Below are 17859 nucleotides of genomic sequence, written 5' to 3' on the forward strand. Positions count from 1 at the left end.
CGCCAGGTTCCGTGTGGCTCCAGAATGTCGGCGACAGTTCACAATTACACAAGACAGTGTCATAGTGGAGTTGTGGAGGACGAGACACCCGAGTGTTGCCCCTCGGTACTGGAACCGGGACCCGCGCTGACCCTGCCGGCGCGGGCGGGCAAGCCGCCGCTGGCCGAACGGCCGCTGCTCGACCAACTCCAGGCGTCGCAGCTCGTGGTGTTGTTCAAGGTGCTGGGCAACGACACCCGCCTGAGATTGCTGCACGCGCTCCATCGCGACGGCGAGGTGCCGGTGGGGGAACTGGCCGAGCAGGTGGGGATGCGGCCGCAGGCGATCTCCAATCAACTGCAGCGACTGACCGACCGAGGCATGGTGGCGGCTCGCCGGGACGGCAACCGGATCTTCTATTCGATCGCCGACCCCTGCATCCCCGCCGTGCTGGACCTGGCCTTGTGCCTGACCGAGGAGACGGCGGTGGCCGGTGATGACCCGACATGAGCGGAACGGTCTGACCGGGCGGCGTCCCGCGGGGCCGAGGACATGGACATCCCGCCCCTCTGAGCCGAGCGACTGCGCCGCGACGTCGCCGGCAAGCGCGGGCACCCCGAATGCCTGGTGATCGTGCCGGGCGCCGACCATCTGCTGATGGAGAACTGCCCGCTCTGCTCGCCGGCCTGCTGGCCGTGTTCCTCACCGCGCGACCCGAAGGGTGAGACCCATGCTGCTGGACAGCGTGATCGTTGTGCACATTGCGGCCGGCCTTACCGCCGTCGTCACCGGGATCGTTGCGATGCGCGTGCCGAAAAGACCGGGTCGGCACCCGCGCAGCGGCCGGGTCTACCTCGGCGCCCTGGTCGTCGTCGCGGTCACCGCGTCCGGCATCGCCGCCGTCCGGCCCCGCACCACCTACCTGCTGATCTTCGGAGCCCTGGCGCTCACCTCCGCAGGCGCGGGGTACGCGGCCCGCCGGATGCGGTGGCACGGATGGCCGCGCCACCACATGGCCGCCATGGCGATCTCCTACATCACCTTGCTGACCGCCTTCTACGTTGACAACGGCCCCCGGCTCCCGCTCTGGAAGCTGCTGCCTCCGATCACCTTCTGGTTCCTGCCCACCGGGATCGGCCTGCCGCTGCTGCTACGGGCACTCCACCGGTACCCCTCATCGACTAGACCGGATCCCACCTTCCGTGAGGAGGCCGCCCCATGATCGATCCAGATGACACCGACATGGCCGCTCCGTCCGGATCAAAGGACGACAGCCAGGTGCGTGACCAGGTCCGAGCCCACTACGCTGCCGTCGCCCGAGCGGTCACCGCCCAAACCGGCGGCTGCTGCTCCGACTCGTCCCAGGGTGACGACTGCTGTACCGTCCCCACCGGACTGGACGAACAGGGGTTCGGGGCCGCCCGATACACCGAACACGACCGCTCACATCTGCCCAGAGAAGCGCTGGCCGCCAGTCTCGGTTGCGGAAATCCGCTCATGGTCGCCGAACTGGCCGACGGCGACACTGTCCTGGACCTGGGGTCGGGCGGCGGAATCGACGTCCTGCTGTCGGCCCGCCGGGTCGGTCCCGGCGGCAAGGTCTACGGCCTGGACATGACCGAGGAGATGCTCGAACTGGCCAGGCGCAACGCGCGCGAGGCCGGCGCCGCCAATGTGGAATTCCTCAAAGGCCACATGGAAGAGATACCGCTCCCCGACGACCACGTCGATGTGGTCATCTCCAATTGCGTGGTGAATCTGTCCACCGACAAGCCCGCGGTCTTTGCCGAAACCCATCGGGTCCTGCGGCCTGGCGGCCGTCTCGGCATCAGCGACGTCGTCGCCGAGAACCACCTGACTCCGGACGACCGTGCTGCGCGCGGCGGCCACACCGCCTGCATCGCGGGAGCCCTCACCTTCGCCGAGTACCGTGATCATCTGATCGCCGCCGGCTTCACCGATGTCACGATCACCCCCACACGGCAGCTCATCGACGGAACGCACTCGGCGATCGTTCAAGCCGCCAAACCCGAGAACTGACCTGCGTCTGGACCGAGGCCCGCTGACCGGGTGTCAACTTAACGGCTGGTCTTGGTTGGCAGCGGATGGGTGAGGTAAGGCGGCTCTCGAAGGCGATCTGAAACGCGTTCAGGGATGCCTTCCAGCTGGTCCATTGCTCGCGGAACGACACGGGTTCCTCTCCTGCAGCCAGGAAGCCACGGGAGCCGGTTTCGGGAGCCACCGTACGCTTCGCAGATTCCCGATGCGCTCACACGGGCGGTCGATCATCGTGAGTGCCCCGATCAAGGGGCGGTCGAGGTCGGTGGCGAACTGCAATTGGGCCGTTGCAGACCCGTCTGGTTGCCCGTGGAGGTCGCCGATCTCGTGGTGCTGCTGGTGTCGGGCCGGGCGAAACTGACAGGCGCTGTCTCCAGAATCGACGGCGGCAGGGTGTCGACGTGGTAGGGGGTCGCACCCGGCACGCCCGCCGTCTGATCCCGTCACGGCGGTGTGGCCAGTTCGGCCCGCCGAAGGGCAGCGCGGATCTCGGTTCCCTGCGGGTCGCTCTGGCGGACGAAGGCGGCGGGTGTGCCAAGCGGTGCGGGCACGATGAGTTGCACGGCCCGATCGCGGTCACCGTAGGCACGCCCGGTGAAGACGTTGATCCAGCGCCCCGCCGGCAGATGGACCGGTACCGTCGACGCGCCTGGCTTCAGGACGGGCGCCACCAGCAGGGCGGAGCCGAAGAAGAACTGGTCATCGGCTGCGGCGGCCGGGCTGCCGGGATGGACGAGCCAGGTGTGCCGGAGAGCGGGCAGTCCCCGGGTGGCGGCTTCGCGTTCCACGGTCGCGCGGTAGTCGGCGAGGGCTGCGTAGATGCGGCTGGCCCGGGCGAACGCGGCACGGCTCTGCTCCGTGTCGTAGACCTGCGCGTTCTTGGCGGGCTGGTTGCCCTCGTGCGTGCGGAAGAAGACTCCGAAGGCCGCCAGCTCGGCCCACCGTTGCAGGAGTTCCGCGGAACGGTGGTAGTTCCCGAGCGGAGTGTCCACGCCGGTGTAGCCGCCGATGTCGCTGTGGGTCAACGTCATGCCGGAAACCCCTCCCGACAGCATTCCGCGCAGGGCTGAGGCCAGGCCGTCCTGGGCATCCCAGTCGACGAGTTGGTCACCTGCCCAGAACAGCGGGGCCTGCCCGGCCGAGCCGGTATAGGCCGAGCGCATGAAGTAGACGCAGTCGGGCCGGTCAGCCAGCTCGCACGCGCGCCGGTTGACCTTCGCCCACTCCATCGGCCACCGGTTGTGCAGCTCGGCCGGGTCGCCGGAGTACAGCTTGGCGTCGAACGGCAGACCCTCGCCGAAATCGGCCATCCAGCCGTCCACTCCGGCCCCGGCGACCTCGGTGGCGATGGCCCGCGCGTACCAGAGGCGCGCGTGCGGATTGGTGAAGTCGACCAGCGCGGCCGAGAAACCGCCCTGATCGAGCATGTACGGAGATCCATCGGCCCTGGCGACCAGGTAACCGCGGTCCCGGGCCTCGGCGAGCAGGTTCCTTGGCGCGGCGCCTGATCCGCCGGGCGGGTCGACGAGGAACGGGTTGACGTAGGTCAGCACCTTGATGCCGCGTTCGTGCAGGTCCTTGACCAGGTCGTCCCACCCGGGATAGCGGTTCTTGTCGAGCTGCCAGGTCCACCACAGCCTGTCACCGAATGACGTCGTGCGCTGTCCGGACCAGTCCTGCAGCCAGACTGCGGCGATCTTGGTGCCGGACGCCGACATCTCGTCCACGATGCGGCGGACCCTGGCGGTACCGCCTTGCAGGCCGAGGACGGCGCCGTCCCGCGTCCATGCGGGAAGGGCGCCCATCCGTCCGGTCGAGGCGGTATGCGCGGCAAGCACCTCGGCGGGGGAGGCGCCGGCGTACAACTCGGCGCCCTGGCGTGGGCCCCAGGTCTGGGCGACCGCCAGGCCTGGCCGAGACAGGTCGAGCACCGAGTAACGGCCGCCGGTCAGCGCGAACCCACGGTTGGAGCTGGTCGCATAGAAGGGGATAGGGGCGTAGGTGGTGTCCCATGAACCGCCCTGGCCTGAGACCAGGTCCACCATCGCCGTCAGCGGCTGACGGCCCCGGCCGATGCCCTGTTCCCGGACGATGACCGGGATCCGCCGGCCGGCCAGGTCGAACGACGTGAACTGCTCGCCGAACCCGTGGAACCGCTCGCCGCTTCCCCGTTCGGAGGCCAGCGCCACCACATCGGGCCGGCGGTGCACTCCGGAGCCGGTCACCGTGCCGACCTCCAGGTGCATAGCGAGGCGCCCCTGCCCGGCAGCGGAGACACGCCACTGGTAGGGGGCCTTCAGAGGGCCGCCTGTGAGCGTTCCCCCGACCACCACGTCCCCACCTGAGCGGCCGACGCGGTCGATGCTCTGGTCGGCCAGCGTCCAGGCGATCAGCTCACTCGGCGTGAACATGCCGGTCCGATCGCGCCACGACAGCCGCCCCAGCCCAGCTGCGGCGAACGCTCGTCCGGGGACACCGGCCCAGACGGTGCGGCCGCCCGAGGTCACCGCCAGCCGAGCCTGCCCGCCGGGACGGCTCACCGTCACTCGGAACCCGCCTGCCGCGAGGCTTCCCGTAGTACCGGGCGCGAGTGTGAGCGAACCCGGCGACAGGGTGTCCAGTACGCCCGCCTCGGCCGTGGACGCCGTCAGCGGGAGAACAACGATCGGCAGCAGCAGGCCGGCCAGCCATCTGGAGCGCAACATCATCTCGATTCACCTTCCCGGCCGCCAGGCGCGAGGTAGCGGTCCAGCAGGTCGTGGAGCTGGTCGTCGAGCTCCGCCACCGTGACGCCGTCGGCCATCGTCGCCGCCGACAACACGAATGACTGCGCGGTGAGCAGCACCGTCCGGGCCATCACACCTGACGGCAGTCCCCGCACGGTTCCACCTCGGCGGCCCTCGGCAAGCATCGACTCGATCCGGTCGAGCATCACGTCCTGGCTGACGCCGCGCCGGTCGAACAGGTAAGGAACCAGCAACTCGGGATCGACCTCCACGATCCGCCTCAGAAGTGGATCGGAACGAAGCCCGGCGGCCACCGCGACCAGGACGTCCACGATCTCCGCACGGGCACCCGGGCGGTCACCGCCGTCCAGGACGGCGTCCACCACGGCCAGCCACTGTCCGGTCATGACCTCCGCCACCAGCGTCTGGACATCGGGCCAGCGGCGGTAGATCGTCTGCCGTGACGTCCCCGCCCGGCGTGCGATGTCGGCCATGGTGGTGCGGCGCATCCCGACGGTCAGCAGGCACTCGCGCGCCGCCTCCAGAACCGCTTTGTCACTGACCGGCCGCCGCGACCGGTTCTGCGACCCCGACCTCACCGGCTCATCTCCGCGAACACGAAGCGGACACTTTCACGTTGATTGTCACACCGTCAAGGATCTGTGGCCGACGGGCCGGCATCCCCGCGTCCGTCGATGAGGTCGCCCGCTCATCAAGGGGCCGTGCCGGTTCAGCCAACTCCAGCGACCCCTTGCCGACTGTGATGACGGCCGCTGCGATCGCCGGCCCGATGGCGCCCCGGCGGGCGCGACTCGCCGGCACCCGGTCGGTGATCCGGTCGCGGGCGAGGATCCCGATGACCGGCCCGACTGCGGTCACACGGCCCCGGCCGTGCTGAGCGGCGGCGAGCAGGTGGTTCGTGGCGGAGGCGATCGACAAGGTCCGGTGATGACGGTGAGGGGGCCGACGTGCCCGGCCAGCGGAGTGACGGCGCCGAAGCCAGCAAGACAGTGCAGGAAAACTGCAACTTTATGCTTGATTGACGGGCTTACCGTACACAAACCCCCAATCTGCCCGACGCTCCCTTGCCGTCTGAGCGATTGTGTTCTAAAGTGCCGCGCAACCTGCACAATCGAGCACGATCATCTGGAGGCGATCATGAGGCAGTCGAGCGGCCGCCGCATCACCGCGCTGTTCACCGGGGTCGTCCTCCTGGCCGGGTCCGGCTCGGGCTGCGGTTCCGGCGGCGAAAGCGCACACAAGATCACGTTCTGGCACGGGTACACCGACGCCCAGGCGGCCGCGATCACCAAGCTGGTCGGCGAGTGGAACGCCGCGCACCCCGGCCGGAAGGTGGAGCCGGTCTTCAGCAACAACGACAACACCCTGCAGAAGACGCTGGCGTCGTTCGTGTCCGGCAAGGCGCCGTCGGTCGCCTACCAGTACGGCTCGTCGATCACCGCGCTCACCGGCCGCCGGCAGACCCAGGACCTGACGCCGCTGGTCAACGGCAGCCCGGACTTCGCCTGGAACGACTTCTTCCCGGCGGCCCGTCAGGGGGCGACCGCGTCCGGCAAGATCTACGGGATCCCCGCCCTGGTGGACAACCTCGGCCTCGTCTACAACAAGAAGATGTTCGACGCGGCCGGCGTCGACTACCCCAAGCCTTCCTGGACCTGGGACGACTTCCGGGAGGCGGCCAGGAAGCTCTCCGGGGGGAACAAGTACGGCTGGGCCTACGTCAACGACGGTACCGAGGACACCGTGTGGCGGTTCCTGGCCCTGCTGTGGCAGGCGGGCGGCGACCTGCTCGACGCCGGGAACAAGAAGGCCGCGTTCGACTCCCCGGCCGGGCGGCAGGCGATGCGACTGCTGGCCGACATGGCGGTGACCGACAAGTCCGTGTACCTCGACACCGGCGACCAGCAGTACCTCAACCTGTTCAACTCTGGACGGATCGCCATGCTCTGGACCGGGCCGTGGGACCTCGGCTCGATCAACGAGGACGTCTCCTACGGCGTCCAGTACCTGCCGGGCAAGGTCACCCACGCCACCATCTCCGGCCCCGACAACTACATGGTGTTCGACAAGAAGGCCAAGGACGCCGCCTGGCCGTTCCTGAAGTGGCTGACCTCTCCGCAGGTCCACCTGCGGTACGCGGTGCAGACGGGAGACCTGCCGCTGCGCGCCTCGGAGCAGCGGCTGCCCGAGTACAAGGCCTACCTGGCGAAGTATCCGGACAACAAGGTCTTCATCGACAACCTCGAAAAGAACGTCACCAAGTCCCGTCCGAACATCGCCCAGTACCCGCAGATCTCGCAGGTTCTCGGGACGGCCGTCCAGGCGGTGCTGCTGGGCAAGAAGCAGCCGGAGGCGGCCCTGCGGGACGCGGCAGCCGAGGTCGACCGGATCCTGGCGGGCTCCTGATGGCGGCCACCACCCTGCCCGCGCACACCGCGCGAGAGGGACGCCCGCGCCGGGCTCGGCGGCGGCTGGGCGACCACCTGGCCGGCTGGGGGTTCGTCTCCCCGGCGATCCTGCTGATCGGGCTCTTCGGCATGCTGCCGGTGCTGTGGTCGTTCTGGCTGTCGTTCCAGGACACCGACCTGACCTCGCCGGGGACCTTCGCGGGCGGCGCCAAGTACGCGGAACTGGTGAAGGATCCGCTGATGTGGCAGGCCGCCAAGCGGTCGGCGGTCTACACCGTGCTGTTCGTGCCGCTGACGATGGCGCTGGCGCTGCCCATCGCGGTGCTGCTCAACCAGCGGATCCGCGGGATCACGCTGTACCGGATGGCGGTGTTCGTGCCGCTGGTCACCTCCACCGTCGCCACCGGGATCATCTTCAACTGGCTGCTCAACCCGCAGTTCGGCCCGGTCAACGCCGCGCTCGCCAAGGCCGGGATGCCGAAGCAGGGCTTCTTCCAGAGTCCAGGGGAGGCCCTGTACGCGCTGCTGGCCATGACGGTGTGGGGGTGGCTGGGCTTCGCGGTCATCATCTACCTCGCCGCGCTGCAGACCGTCCCGAAGGACCTGATGGAGGCGGCGTCGCTGGACGGCTGCGGCCGGCTGCGCGCGTTCCGGCACGTCGAGCTGCCGCTGCTGGCGCCCGCGTCCGGATTCCTGCTGGTCTGGCTGACGATCAACTCGCTGCAGCTGTTCGACGAGGTGTACGTCACGACGAAGGGCGGGCCGCTGCGCGCGACCACGGTCGTGGTCTACCACCTGTACAACAAGGCGTTCGTCGACTTCGACGGCGGCTACGCCGCGGCGGTCGGCTGCGTGCTGTTCCTGGTGATCCTCGCGGTGACCTTGCTGCAGCTCGCGATCAACCGCCGCTTCTCCCTCACTGAGGCCCGATGAGCATCACGACGATGGATCCCGCGAGGACGGGCGCCGCGACGGCGCGCCCGTCCGCGAAGTCCCGGTCGCGGCGGCCGAGCCCGCTGCACCTGGTCCTGCTGCCGCTCTCGCTGGTCATGGTGTCGCCGCTGCTGTGGATGGTGCTGCTGTCGATCTCCACCAGGGCCGAGACGCGGCGGTTCCCGCCCGGGCTGCCCTCGGGCGTGCGGTGGCAGAACTACACGGCGGCGCTGCGGGACGCCCCGCTGGAGCACTGGCTCGGCAACAGCGCGCTGGTGTCGGTCAGCTGCGTGGCCGGCAACCTGGTCTTCTGCTCGCTGGCCGGGTACGCCTTCGCGCGCATCCGGTTCCTCGGGAGCCGGGCCCTGTTCGTGGCGGTGCTGGCCACGCTGATGGTGCCGTTCCAGATCGTCATGCTGCCGATGCTGATCATGGTGCGGGCGGTCGGGCTCACCGACACGCTCGGCGCCCTGATCGTGCCCAACCTGGCGACCGCGTTCGGCGTCTTCCTGCTGCGGCAGTTCTTCACGACGGTGCCGCGGGAACTTGAGGAGGCGGCGCGGATCGACGGAGCGGGACGGCTGCGGATCCTGTTCCAGGTGATGCTGCCGCTGATGCGCCCCACCCTCGCGACGCTGGCGGTCCTGACGTTCCTGCAGACGTGGAACGACTTCCTCTGGCCGCTGATCGCGGTGCAGAGTCCCGAGCACATGACCGTCCAGCTCGGACTGCAGACCTTCCAGGGCGCGCACGCGACGGACTGGCCGCGGCTGATGGCCGGGACGGTGATCAGCCAGTTGCCGGTCTTCGTGCTGTTCTTCGTGGCCCAGCGCTTCTTCGTCCGGTCGGTGGCGACCGCGGGCCTGAAGTAGGAGCCGGAGGTGACCGCGGCTCAGGCCACGGTCACCTCGACGCCGGCCGCCTGGATCCGGTCGAGCTCCGCCCGATCGGCCCCGGAGTCAGTGATCAGCATGTCGACCTCCTCGATCGGGGCGATCCGGGAGAACGCGCGGTGTCCGATCTTGGAACCGTCGGCGAGGACCACGACCCGGCGGGTGGCGCGCATCAGGCAGTGGTCGGTGCGCGCCTCGATCTCGTCGTGGGTACTGATCCCGGCCTCGGCGTCGATGCCGTCCACGCCGAGGAAGACCAGGTCGAGGCTGATGTCGGCCAGGGTCTTGTCGGCGATCGGCCCGACCAGCTCGTACGACTCGGGCCGGACGCCGCCGCCGGTGACGACGAGGTCGATGGCGGGCCGCACCGACAGGTCGGCGGCGATGTTGAGGGCGTTGGTCACGACCTTGAGCGTCCGGCCGGTGGACAGCAGCCGGGCCAGCTCGGTGATGGTGGTGCCGCCGTTGAAGCCGACCGAGTGCACCGAGCCGTCGACGAGCCGCACCGCGGCCTGCGCGATGCGGCGCTTCTCCTCCTGGGAGCGGCCGCCGCGGTAGCGCATCGGCAGCTCGTAGATCACCTCGGCCGCCATCGCGCCGCCGTGCGTGCGCTTGAGGAGCTGCTGCTCCTCGAGGAGTTGCAGGTCGCGGCGGATGGAGGCGGGCGATGCCTCCAGCTCGGCCGCCAGGTCGACAACACTCACCGAGCCGTGCTGGGCGAGCTTGTCCAGGATGAGGGGCAGGCGGTTCTGCTGACGCATCCGATCATTTTAGAGTAGAAATGATGCGCGCAAATAAGTGTTTGACCGGAAAACGGTCACGCCATCTGTGCGAGTGCCTCGGGCAGGGTCGGCTGGCCGGCGGTTCCCCCGGCCGCCCGGGTGGACAGCGCCCCGCACGCCGCGCCGAGCCGCAGCGCGTGGCGCAGCTCCCCCCGGTCGAGCCAGCCCGCGAGGAAACCGGCGTCGAAGCTGTCCCCCGCCCCGACGGTGTCGACCGGCTCTGCGGCCGGAGCGTCCACGTGGACGGCCGTGCCGTCCCGCATCGCGACGGCGCCCATCGCGCCCCGCTTGACGACCGGGACGCAGCCGTCGCCCCCCAGCGAGGCGAGCGCCCCGGCCAGGTCGTCCGCACCGCTCAGCGCGAGCGCCTCCGCCTCGTTCGGCAGCAGGAAGGTGCACTCGGCGACCAGGCCGGGGGCCAGCTCCCACAGCCCCGCCGGATCGTCGTTCGTGTCCAGCGAGGTCGTCGCGCCGACCGCGCGGCGCTCCCGCAGCAGCGCCGGCAGCGCCCGCGCGAGCCTCGGCTGCAGGAAGTAGGACGCCGCGTGCACATGCCGGACCGCGAGGTCCGCGACGTCCGGGACGTGCTCGGGACCGTGCTCGACCAGGCACCCCGGGGCGGTGAGGATGGCCCGGTCGCCCCCGGGCCGGTTGAGGCACACGGTCAGCGCGGTCGGCAGCGCCGCGTGCCGGACGACGCAGGAGACGTCGACGCCCGCCGTGCTCAGCGCGTCCAGAACGAAGTCGCCCGCGGCGTCCCGGCCGACCAGCCCGGCGAAGGCGGTGGCCAGCCCGAGCCGGGCCGCGCCGTGCGCCGCGATCGCCGCGGACCCGCCGAGGGCGAGAACGCCGCCCCCGACGAGTGTCTCGGCCTGCCCGTACGGCGGCACCTCAGGCGCGCCGTGCACGAGGACGTCCGGGTTGGCGTCGCCGATGACCAGCAGGTCGAGCATCACGTCCTCCGCAGCGGGGCGGGCAGCGCGTCGCCGTGCGCGTCGGTGAGCGCGTCGCACAGCTCCCCGATGCGCTCGACGGGCAGCGCCGCGGCGGTCGCCGGGTCGCACATGGCGGCGTGCCGGACGTGCGCCGGGTCGCCCTCGACGGCGGCGGCGACGGTCAGTTCCACCACGTTGAGGAAGCTGCGGTTCAACGCCGCCAGCTGCGGGGGCAGCGCGCCGACGTGGTGGGGGTGGACGCCCATCCGGTCCACCGTAGCGGGGACCTCGACGGCCGCGCCCGCGGGCAGGTTGGTGATCAGGCCGGTGTTGGCGGTGGTGACCTGGATCGTCCGGCGCTCGCCGGTGGCGAGGCTGTGGATCACCTGCGGCGCGTACTCGACGGCGTCCTCGTCCTCGCGCGGCGCCGGGCGCTCACCGCGGGCCAGGCAGTCGCGGACCCGGGCGTACTCGGCCAGGTTCCCCGCGCTGATCCGGACGTACTCGCCGACCGGGATGCGCAGCCGCTCTATCTCGGCGTCGTCGCGCAGGTACCACGGGACGTACTCGGACGAGTGCTCGCTCGTCTCGGTCGGGTAGCGGCCGAGCCGCCGGTACATGTCGACGCGCACCCGCCTGGCGAGTCCGGGGTCGGCGGCGATCGCGGCGTCCAGCGCCGGGTACAGGTCCCGGCCCCGGTGCCGCCATTCCAGCACCCACGCCTGGTGGTTGACGCCCGCCGAGCGGAAGTCGACCTCCTCGAACGGCACCCCGACAAGCTCGGACAGGTCGCGGACCGTCCAGTACACGGAGTGGCACAGGCCGGCCGCCCTGACCTTCGGCGCGACGGCTGCGAGGTACTGCAGGTTCATCGCCATCGGGTTGGCGTAGTTGAGCAGCCAGGCGTCCGGGCAGACCGCGAGGATGTCGGCGGCCAGCCCGTCCAGCAGCGGGAAGGTGCGCAGCGCCCGGAAGATCCCACCGACGCCGAGAGTGTCGCCGATGGTCTGCCGGACGCCGAATCCGGCCGCGACCTCGAAGTCCTTCACCGTCGCGGCGTGCCCGCCGACCGCGACCATGTTGACGACGACGTCGGCGCCGTCCAGCGCGCGGCGGCGGTCCAGGGACGCGGTGATGGCGGGCGCGGCGCCGTGCTCCTCGGCGGTCAGCCTCGCCAGCCCCTCCGCCACCGCCAGCCGCTCGGGGTCGATGTCGTGCAGGGCGAGCCGGACGCCGCCGAGCTCCGGGAAGGACAGGATGTCGCGCAGCAGCTGCCGGGTGAACTCCACCGAGCCCGCGCCGACGAAGGCGATGTTCAGCATGCAGGGTGTCCAATGCTCTCGGAAGGACGGGACGAGACGACCTCCAGCAGGTGCGCCGCCTGGTCCCGCATGGCGTCGCGGGCGGGCGCGAGGTACCGGCGCGGGTCGACCTGCCCGTCCAGGGACGCGCGCACCGCCCCGGTGAACGCGATGTTGAGCGCCGTACCGATGTTGATCTTCAACATGCCGTGCCGCACCGCGCGGCGCAGCTCGTCGTCCCCGACCCCCGACGAGCCGTGCAGCACCAGCGGCACCGGCACGGCGTCGCGCAGCCGGGCGATCAGGTCGTGGTCGAGGACGGCGGTGCGCTCCGTCATGGCGTGCGAGCTGCCGACCGCGACCGCGAGGGCGTCCACACCGGTGGCGGCGGCGAACGCGGCGGCCTCGCCGGGATCGGTCCGGACGCCCGGCGCGTGCGCGCCGTCCTTGCCGCCGACCTCGCCGAGCTCGGCCTCCACCCACAGGCCCCGCTCGTGGGCCCAGGCGACGGCGGCGACGGTGCGCGCGACGTTCTCGCCGTAGTCGTGCTCGGACCCGTCGTACATCACCGATCCGAAGCCGTGGTCGGCGGCCTGCCGGAGCAGGTCGTCATCGGTCACGTGGTCGAGGTGCAGCGCCACCCTGGCGGTGGAGCCCTCGGCCACGGCTGCCGTGCCGGCCGCGATCGGGCCGAGTCGGCCGCCGTGGAACCGCACCGCGTTCTGGCTGATCTGGCAGATGACCGGCCGTCCGGTCCGCTCGGCCGCCGCGACGATCGCCTCGGCGTGCTCCAGCGTGATCACGTTGAACGCGGCGACGCCGCGGCCGGGCCCCACGAGCTCGGCCGTCCTCACCAGGGGCATGGTGTCTCCCTAACCTTCGGGGCCCGGCGCTGCCGCCGGAGAACGTCGGGGTCGAACTCGCCGGCGGCGGGCGCCGCGACCGCGGCGGCCGCCAGGGCGACGGCCTCGCCGAGCGCTCGCGGCCAGGGCAGCCGCTCGCGCAGGGCCACGGCCAGCGCCGCCGCGGCCGCGTCCCCCGCGCCGGTCGGGTTCCCGGCGACGATTTGGGACGGGACCGCCTCGAAGCAGCCCTCGGGCGTGACGGCGATCATCCCGTCGGCGCCGCGCGACACGACGAGCGAGCCGGCGGGCGAGCCGTCCGCCGGAAGACGGTCCAGGTCCGCCGCCGCCATCTCGGCGGCATTTGGCTTGAGCACGTCCGGACCGGCCGCTGCGGCGGCGCGCAGCGCGGCGCCGCCCGCGTCGACCAGCACCCGAGCCCCCGCCGCCCGCGCCAGGCGGGTCAGGACGGCGTAGGCGTCCTCCGGCACGCCCGGCGGAAGGCTCCCGGACATCACCACCACCGCGGCCTCGGCGGCCTGCGCGCCGAACGACTCCTGAAAGGCCGTCCACTCGTCCGGGTGGACTTCGGGGCCGGGCTCGTTGAAGACGGTGGCGTCGGTGTCCACGACGGTGACGGTCCGGCGCGTCTCCCCGGAGATCGCGACGAAGTCGTGCGGGACGTCCAGCGCGGCCTCCACCATGGCGCCGGTGGCGCCGCCCGCCAGGCCCGTCGCCATGGTCCGCTCGCCCAGGGCGTGCAGGACGCGGGCGACGTTCAGCCCCTTGCCGCCCGGACGCTGCAACGTCGCGCCGACGCGGTGGGACCCGTGCCGCGTCAGCCGGGGGACCCGGTAGGTCACGTCCCACGCCGGGTTCAGGGTGACCGTGAGGATCATCAGGACAGGATGATCGACCGGGTCAGGTTGCGCGGCCGGTCCGGGTCCAGGCCCCCGGCCCCGGCCAGCGCGACCGCGAGCCGCTGGACGCGGACCAGGTCGGCCAGGGCGTCCGCCCCGGACGCCTCGACCTGCGCGCCGGTGCCCCGCACCTGCTCGGCCAGCCCTGCCGGCGGCGTGCCGAAGAACCAGACGAGGCTGCGCTCGTCGGTCACGCTGATCGGCCCGTGCCGGTACTCCATCGCCGGGTACGACTCGGTCCACGCGCTCGCCGCCTCCCGGACCTTCAACGCCGCCTCGTTGGCGATCCCGTTCGTCCAGCCTGCCCCGAGGAAGGTGAATTGGCCGCGTCCGGTGGCCCCGGCGGGCAGCGGCGCGTCGACCGCGGCGCGGCACTGGTCGACCAGATCGGCGGGGAACAGGCCCAGGTGCGCGCGCAGCAGCGCCAGCGTCGTCGTGGCGAACCGGGTCTGTACCACCGACCGCTCGTCGGCGAAGTCGAGCACGGCGGTCGCGCCGGCGGCGTCCACGATGGGCGTCCGCGGGTCGCCGATCACGGCGACGGTGGGCAGCGCGGTGGTCCGCAGCAGCTCCAGCACCTCCGTCGTGGTTCCCGACCGGCAGATCACCACGACCCGGTCGTACTCCCGCGCATGGGGGAACTCCGACGCCGGGAAGGCGTCGCTCTCGCCCGCCCCGGCCGCCTCCCGCAGGCCCGCGTACGCCTGGGCGATGAACAACGAGGTGCCGCATCCGACGACCGCGACGCGCTCGCCCCGCGCAGGCAGGCCGCGCACGCCGTCCGCCATCTCGGCGGCGCGCTGCCAGCAGCTCGGCTGCGAAGCGATCTCCTCACTAACGAACGACACCGAAGCTCTCCTCTGCTCATTTGTGCGCTTTATAGGCCTATAACGTACAAGAGCGCGCACATCACCGGCAAGGACCCCGCGCGGCAACGCCCCCATCACTCCGGAGAGCGATGAGGGCGTCGGGCGGACGAGGGCTCCGTGGCGCGGCTGCGCGCCGGGGAGCCGGGGGCTCAGGGGCGGCCGGCGATCGACTGCTTGTTGCGGGCATCGCCGGCCGGGTCGGCTCGGTCTTCGCTGACCGGCAACGGCACCCGACCGAGTTGGCGTGTGCCAGAGCGGCAGAGGTTCCTCACTTGCAGTCAGGGTCTACGGGAGTTCAGGTGAACCCGGTACGGCTCATCTCGCTCTGCTAGGAAGGCGCGGGAGCCAGTTTCGGGAGCCACCGCAGTCAGGCTCCGATCGACACAATGCGACTTGGACAGGGCGTTTGTACAGGTGAGAGGCTCCCCGTTCGACTCCGATCGACCTAGATCGACTTGCCTGCTTTGCTGCGCGCTAGAGAAGTTGATCAGGGTCGCTGTGGCTGCGTGATGTTGTGCGCTGGTTCGTGCAGGGTGGCGATGGCTCGGACGTCGTGTTGCCCCGGGCCTGACCGGCGATGAGTGGGCGCTGGTGGAGCAGTTGCTTTCCCGCGCCTGGCAGCGGGCGCCGTCCGGGGGAGCACTGGCGGCGCGAGGTCGTGGGAGTGGTGTACGTGGTGCGCACCGGCTGCGCTTGGCGGCGGCTGCCTGCTGGCTCCCTGCCTGGCGGGCGGTGTGTTGGTACTTCGTGCGGTGGGGGAGAGCAGCGGGCTATCCAGCGGATGCTGGACGTGCTGCGGCAGCAGGTCCAGCGGGACAAGGGCCAGGGCGCCGCGCCCAGCGTGAGCCCCCATGGGTGCCCGAGATCGTTCCGGTTCCGATGGACGACGGCTCAGGCAGGTACATCCTGGTCATTCGTGTGGTCCCCGGCGTCGGGCCGCGGCCGCTGGTGGCGACTGCAGCATTCGCAAGTTCCACCGCCGCGGACACAACCGGTCCCGCACAATCAGGCTCCAGTGGCAGGGACTACCCCCGGGCCGGTGCTGGTGCACAACGACAACGAAGTTCCTGGGTGGGCTGCAAGCGAGATTGCCAGGATTAAGGCCGGGCAGGGGACCCCGCGCACGGTAAGCCCCACAGATCCTACTCAAAAGCTTTATCAATGGCGCGAATCGGCGAGGCGCGCGGCCAAGTGGGGTCCTCACGCGGAGTCGGGTTTCCAGGGCTCGCCCGAATGGGAGGTTCCCGGGAAGGGCGATACGTACAGGATCGTCGGTCCGAACCGCTTTGGGGAGTATGGCTAGACGGACCCGAAAGTCAGGTCCATGGAGATCTCCGTTGTCTCCTGTTGATTCGACGTGTTCCCAGTGGAAGGTGGGCGACGTTGTCAGTGAAGTATTCTGTCCGGTTCGAGGAAAGTGACACATTCGTATTTGCCTGCGATCTGGAAGGGTTATTTGTCGGGCGCTACAGCGGCGACGACTTTGGCGCGTTGCTCGACACCGAGAACGCCCGAGTCGCCTTCAGGCTTGTGCGGCCGACCCTATACGCGCCGATCGAGACGCTCAGGGGGACATCGAGGTACTTGTCCTCGACGCCGAAGGTCGGCCCATGGGGCGCTACGTGCTGTGGGCCGCCAAGCTAGTAGCCGGGGATACGCCGGAATATCTAGTCGTCACGGCACGAACGGGTTTGGCTCCGCATGCCGAGGCCCGCAGGTTGTGGGACAGGTTCCGCGTTTCCCGGCCGCAGCGCGGTGAATGGTGCACGCTTCAGGTCGGAGCCCGTGAAGCGTGGCTGGAAGTAGCCGGTCTTAGGTACGCCGAATCCCCTTCTGAGGGGGAGCATTCGGTTCCCCCTCGAGAGTTCGTTATGGAGGGTGATGAAATCAAGGATGTCGCGAGTTTCTTCTGTGCGATTGGCGAGGCTTTCCGTGGCCCAGGAGGGTATATCGGGTGTAGTTTTACCGAATTGGACGAGTCCCTTGAGGATTATCTCCAAGGCGCTCCGGTTCGGCTGATTTGGCGGAACATTTCCGTTGCGCGCTCGTCCTTGTCTGCAGTGATGGATATTGCTGGCGGGCCGATTTCCAAATTCGACCTGCTTCTTAGTATTCTGTCGCAGAATAATGTTGAAGTCATTCTTGACGGGCCATAGTCTGAATGTTCGAAGTGCTGAATCTGGGGCGACGGCTCGAATTCAGCATGATGGTGTAAATGTGTGGTCATGCCGAGAAGGCATCGGCAGCATGAGAGTCTTCCGATCCAAGGAGCTCTAGCCTCAGGATTTGCGATGGCCCGCAGGTCCGCGGGTACGTTCTGTCGGCGGGAAGCAAGAACGTCAACGTCGGCTACGACTACGACCCGGCGGCGCTCAGCATGACCCTGTCCCTGCCGAAAACTGGTGTGCCCGCTCAAGACCGCGCAGCACCCGGATGATCGCGCTGGACCGCACCACCATCGCGGCGCTGCGCGTGCACCGCTCCCGGCAGCAGGCCGAGGTGGCGGCCTATGGTGAGGGGTACCGCGACAGCGGGTATGCGTTCACCAACCTCAACGGTGACCCGGTCGCCCCGGGCCGGCTCACCCACGTGTTCCAGAAACTGATCGCCGAGCACGATGTGCCGCAGATCCGGCTCCACGACCTGCGCCACGGCGCCGCCACTTTGGCGCTTGCGGCCGGGGTGCAGTTGAAGGTGGGACAGGAGATGCTCGGGCATTCCAGCATCGTGCTGACCGCCGACACCTACACCTCCGTCCTGCCCGAGGTCGCGCACACGGCCGCAAAGAAGACCGCCGCCTACCTGCTTCACGCGGCTGGGTGGTGCCTGGCACCACCCAGCGCCGGGCCGTGCTCCGGCTCGCCGTCGACGGCCGGCGGCGAACCGTACCCGGGCGGGCCTGGTGCGGCGCCGGTCGATCGCCCCGCTCCCCGAACCGGCGTGGTTGCCGCGACGCGAGGCGCGTGTCTCCCCTGCCACCGTCTACGCCCAGTGCGGAGGCAAGGAGGGGCTGCTCCAGACCTTGATGGACATATGGACGACGAGCCCGACGGTGGGACGGATCATCACCGACGCGGCGGCGGCGCCGACGGGCCGGACCAAGCTGGAGGTTCTGGCCGCCGGTTACGCCGCGCACGCCGCGGAGGCGGGTGACATCATGCGCATCGTCGAACGCGTCGCCCCGAGCTCCCC

The 17859-nt window shown here is 70.1% G+C and carries 16 protein-coding genes; 8 read left to right on the forward strand and 8 right to left on the reverse strand.

Annotated features, from left to right (window positions below; genetic code table 11):
• The first annotated feature begins 72 nt into the window (after positions 1–72).
• The 3 genes from K4S16_RS00520 (at position 73) to arsM (ending at position 2019) form a co-directional block, all read left to right on the forward strand.
• Positions 73–489: a metalloregulator ArsR/SmtB family transcription factor gene (locus K4S16_RS00520; protein ID WP_200841601.1), complete on the forward strand. Its 417-nt coding sequence runs from the start codon at positions 73–75 to the stop codon at positions 487–489.
• 220 nt (positions 490–709) lie between these two features.
• Positions 710–1201, forward strand: coding sequence for a DUF2306 domain-containing protein (locus tag K4S16_RS00525; protein WP_149256804.1), 492 nt, complete (start codon positions 710–712; stop codon positions 1199–1201).
• Entirely contained in the window at positions 1198–2019 is an 822-nt protein-coding gene (gene arsM, locus K4S16_RS00530) for an arsenite methyltransferase (protein WP_200841602.1), read from the forward strand. Before K4S16_RS00525 ends, arsM begins: the two co-directional genes overlap by 4 nt.
• Before the next feature lie 461 nt (positions 2020–2480).
• On the opposite strand, the gene K4S16_RS00535 is transcribed toward arsM, so the two are convergent.
• Both K4S16_RS00535 and K4S16_RS00540 read right to left on the reverse strand, forming a co-directional pair.
• A complete protein-coding gene (locus K4S16_RS00535; protein WP_149256805.1) occupies positions 2481–4745 on the reverse strand; it encodes an alpha-glucosidase in 2265 nt (754 codons plus the stop codon).
• Positions 4742–5362 carry a TetR/AcrR family transcriptional regulator gene (locus K4S16_RS00540; RefSeq protein WP_235036478.1) on the reverse strand — a complete coding sequence of 207 codons (621 nt, stop codon included), beginning with the start codon at positions 5360–5362 and terminating at the stop codon, positions 4742–4744. The genes K4S16_RS00535 and K4S16_RS00540 overlap by 4 nt, the downstream gene beginning before the upstream one ends.
• Positions 5363–5921: 559 nt before the next feature.
• Here K4S16_RS00540 and K4S16_RS00545 point away from each other — a divergent pair.
• Genes K4S16_RS00545 through K4S16_RS00555 form a run of 3 tightly spaced genes read left to right on the forward strand, consistent with a single transcriptional unit; the run spans position 5922 to position 8997 of the window.
• Positions 5922–7190, forward strand: coding sequence for an ABC transporter substrate-binding protein (locus K4S16_RS00545; protein WP_149256806.1), 1269 nt, complete (start codon positions 5922–5924; stop codon positions 7188–7190).
• Positions 7190–8125 (forward strand): carbohydrate ABC transporter permease, encoded by a 936-nt coding sequence (locus tag K4S16_RS00550; RefSeq protein ID WP_149256807.1) that lies wholly within the window; start codon positions 7190–7192, stop codon positions 8123–8125. Before K4S16_RS00545 ends, K4S16_RS00550 begins: the two co-directional genes overlap by 1 nt.
• On the forward strand, positions 8122–8997 hold the full coding sequence (locus tag K4S16_RS00555) for a carbohydrate ABC transporter permease (RefSeq protein WP_149256808.1): 876 nt from the start codon (positions 8122–8124) through the stop codon (positions 8995–8997). The genes K4S16_RS00550 and K4S16_RS00555 overlap by 4 nt, the downstream gene beginning before the upstream one ends.
• 20 nt (positions 8998–9017) lie before the next feature.
• Here the strand turns inward: K4S16_RS00555 and K4S16_RS00560 are convergent, their stop codons facing one another.
• The 6 genes from K4S16_RS00560 to K4S16_RS00585 are packed head-to-tail and all read right to left on the reverse strand — an operon-like array spanning position 9018 to position 14646.
• A complete protein-coding gene (locus K4S16_RS00560) occupies positions 9018–9779 on the reverse strand; it encodes a DeoR/GlpR family DNA-binding transcription regulator (RefSeq protein ID WP_149256809.1) in 762 nt (253 codons plus the stop codon).
• 56 nt (positions 9780–9835) lie between these two features.
• On the reverse strand, positions 9836–10753 hold the full coding sequence (locus K4S16_RS00565; protein ID WP_149256810.1) for a carbohydrate kinase family protein: 918 nt from the start codon (positions 10751–10753) through the stop codon (positions 9836–9838).
• Positions 10753–12057: an alpha-glucosidase/alpha-galactosidase gene (locus K4S16_RS00570; protein WP_149256811.1), complete on the reverse strand. Its 1305-nt coding sequence runs from the start codon at positions 12055–12057 to the stop codon at positions 10753–10755. Before K4S16_RS00570 ends, K4S16_RS00565 begins: the two co-directional genes overlap by 1 nt.
• Complete coding sequence (locus tag K4S16_RS00575; protein ID WP_149256812.1) at positions 12051–12899, reverse strand: class II fructose-bisphosphate aldolase; 849 nt, start codon at positions 12897–12899, stop codon at positions 12051–12053. Before K4S16_RS00575 ends, K4S16_RS00570 begins: the two co-directional genes overlap by 7 nt.
• Positions 12887–13777 (reverse strand): 1-phosphofructokinase family hexose kinase, encoded by an 891-nt coding sequence (locus K4S16_RS00580; RefSeq protein WP_149256813.1) that lies wholly within the window; start codon positions 13775–13777, stop codon positions 12887–12889. The genes K4S16_RS00575 and K4S16_RS00580 overlap by 13 nt, the downstream gene beginning before the upstream one ends.
• Positions 13777–14646, reverse strand: coding sequence for an SIS domain-containing protein (locus tag K4S16_RS00585; protein ID WP_149256814.1), 870 nt, complete (start codon positions 14644–14646; stop codon positions 13777–13779). The genes K4S16_RS00580 and K4S16_RS00585 overlap by 1 nt, the downstream gene beginning before the upstream one ends.
• 1631 nt (positions 14647–16277) lie before the next feature.
• On the opposite strand from K4S16_RS00585, the gene K4S16_RS00595 reads away from it, so the two are divergent.
• Positions 16278–16823 carry a barstar family protein gene (locus K4S16_RS00595; RefSeq protein WP_149256816.1) on the forward strand — a complete coding sequence of 182 codons (546 nt, stop codon included), beginning with the start codon at positions 16278–16280 and terminating at the stop codon, positions 16821–16823.
• A 277-nt stretch (positions 16824–17100) separates the two neighbouring features.
• The gene (locus tag K4S16_RS46870; RefSeq protein ID WP_149256817.1) at positions 17101–17820 is read left to right on the forward strand and encodes a tyrosine-type recombinase/integrase; all 720 of its coding nucleotides are present in this window, start codon (positions 17101–17103) and stop codon (positions 17818–17820) included.
• Positions 17821–17859 lie beyond the last annotated feature (39 nt).

The sequence above is a fragment of the Actinomadura sp. K4S16 genome (genome assembly GCF_008327685.1).
GTDB lineage: Bacteria > Actinomycetota > Actinomycetes > Streptosporangiales > Streptosporangiaceae > Spirillospora.

Excerpts from the sequence above, each read along its gene's own strand:
- K4S16_RS00565 (WP_149256810.1), bottom strand. The coding sequence starts at position 10,753 with ATGCTCGACCTGCTGGTCATCGGCGACGCCAACCCGGACGTCCTCGTG.
- K4S16_RS00545 (WP_149256806.1), top strand. The coding sequence starts at position 5,922 with ATGAGGCAGTCGAGCGGCCGCCGCATCACCGCGCTGTTCACCGGGGTC.
- K4S16_RS00560 (WP_149256809.1), bottom strand. The coding sequence starts at position 9,779 with ATGCGTCAGCAGAACCGCCTGCCCCTCATCCTGGACAAGCTCGCCCAG.
- K4S16_RS00580 (WP_149256813.1), bottom strand. The coding sequence starts at position 13,777 with ATGATCCTCACGGTCACCCTGAACCCGGCGTGGGACGTGACCTACCGG.
- K4S16_RS00575 (WP_149256812.1), bottom strand. The coding sequence starts at position 12,899 with ATGCCCCTGGTGAGGACGGCCGAGCTCGTGGGGCCCGGCCGCGGCGTC.
- K4S16_RS00595 (WP_149256816.1), top strand. The coding sequence starts at position 16,278 with ATGGGGCGCTACGTGCTGTGGGCCGCCAAGCTAGTAGCCGGGGATACG.
- K4S16_RS00525 (WP_149256804.1), top strand. The coding sequence starts at position 710 with ATGCTGCTGGACAGCGTGATCGTTGTGCACATTGCGGCCGGCCTTACC.
- K4S16_RS00570 (WP_149256811.1), bottom strand. The coding sequence starts at position 12,057 with ATGCTGAACATCGCCTTCGTCGGCGCGGGCTCGGTGGAGTTCACCCGG.
- arsM (WP_200841602.1), top strand. The coding sequence starts at position 1,198 with ATGATCGATCCAGATGACACCGACATGGCCGCTCCGTCCGGATCAAAG.
- K4S16_RS00535 (WP_149256805.1), bottom strand. The coding sequence starts at position 4,745 with ATGATGTTGCGCTCCAGATGGCTGGCCGGCCTGCTGCTGCCGATCGTT.
- K4S16_RS46870 (WP_149256817.1), top strand. The coding sequence starts at position 17,101 with ATGATCGCGCTGGACCGCACCACCATCGCGGCGCTGCGCGTGCACCGC.
- K4S16_RS00550 (WP_149256807.1), top strand. The coding sequence starts at position 7,190 with ATGGCGGCCACCACCCTGCCCGCGCACACCGCGCGAGAGGGACGCCCG.
- K4S16_RS00555 (WP_149256808.1), top strand. The coding sequence starts at position 8,122 with ATGAGCATCACGACGATGGATCCCGCGAGGACGGGCGCCGCGACGGCG.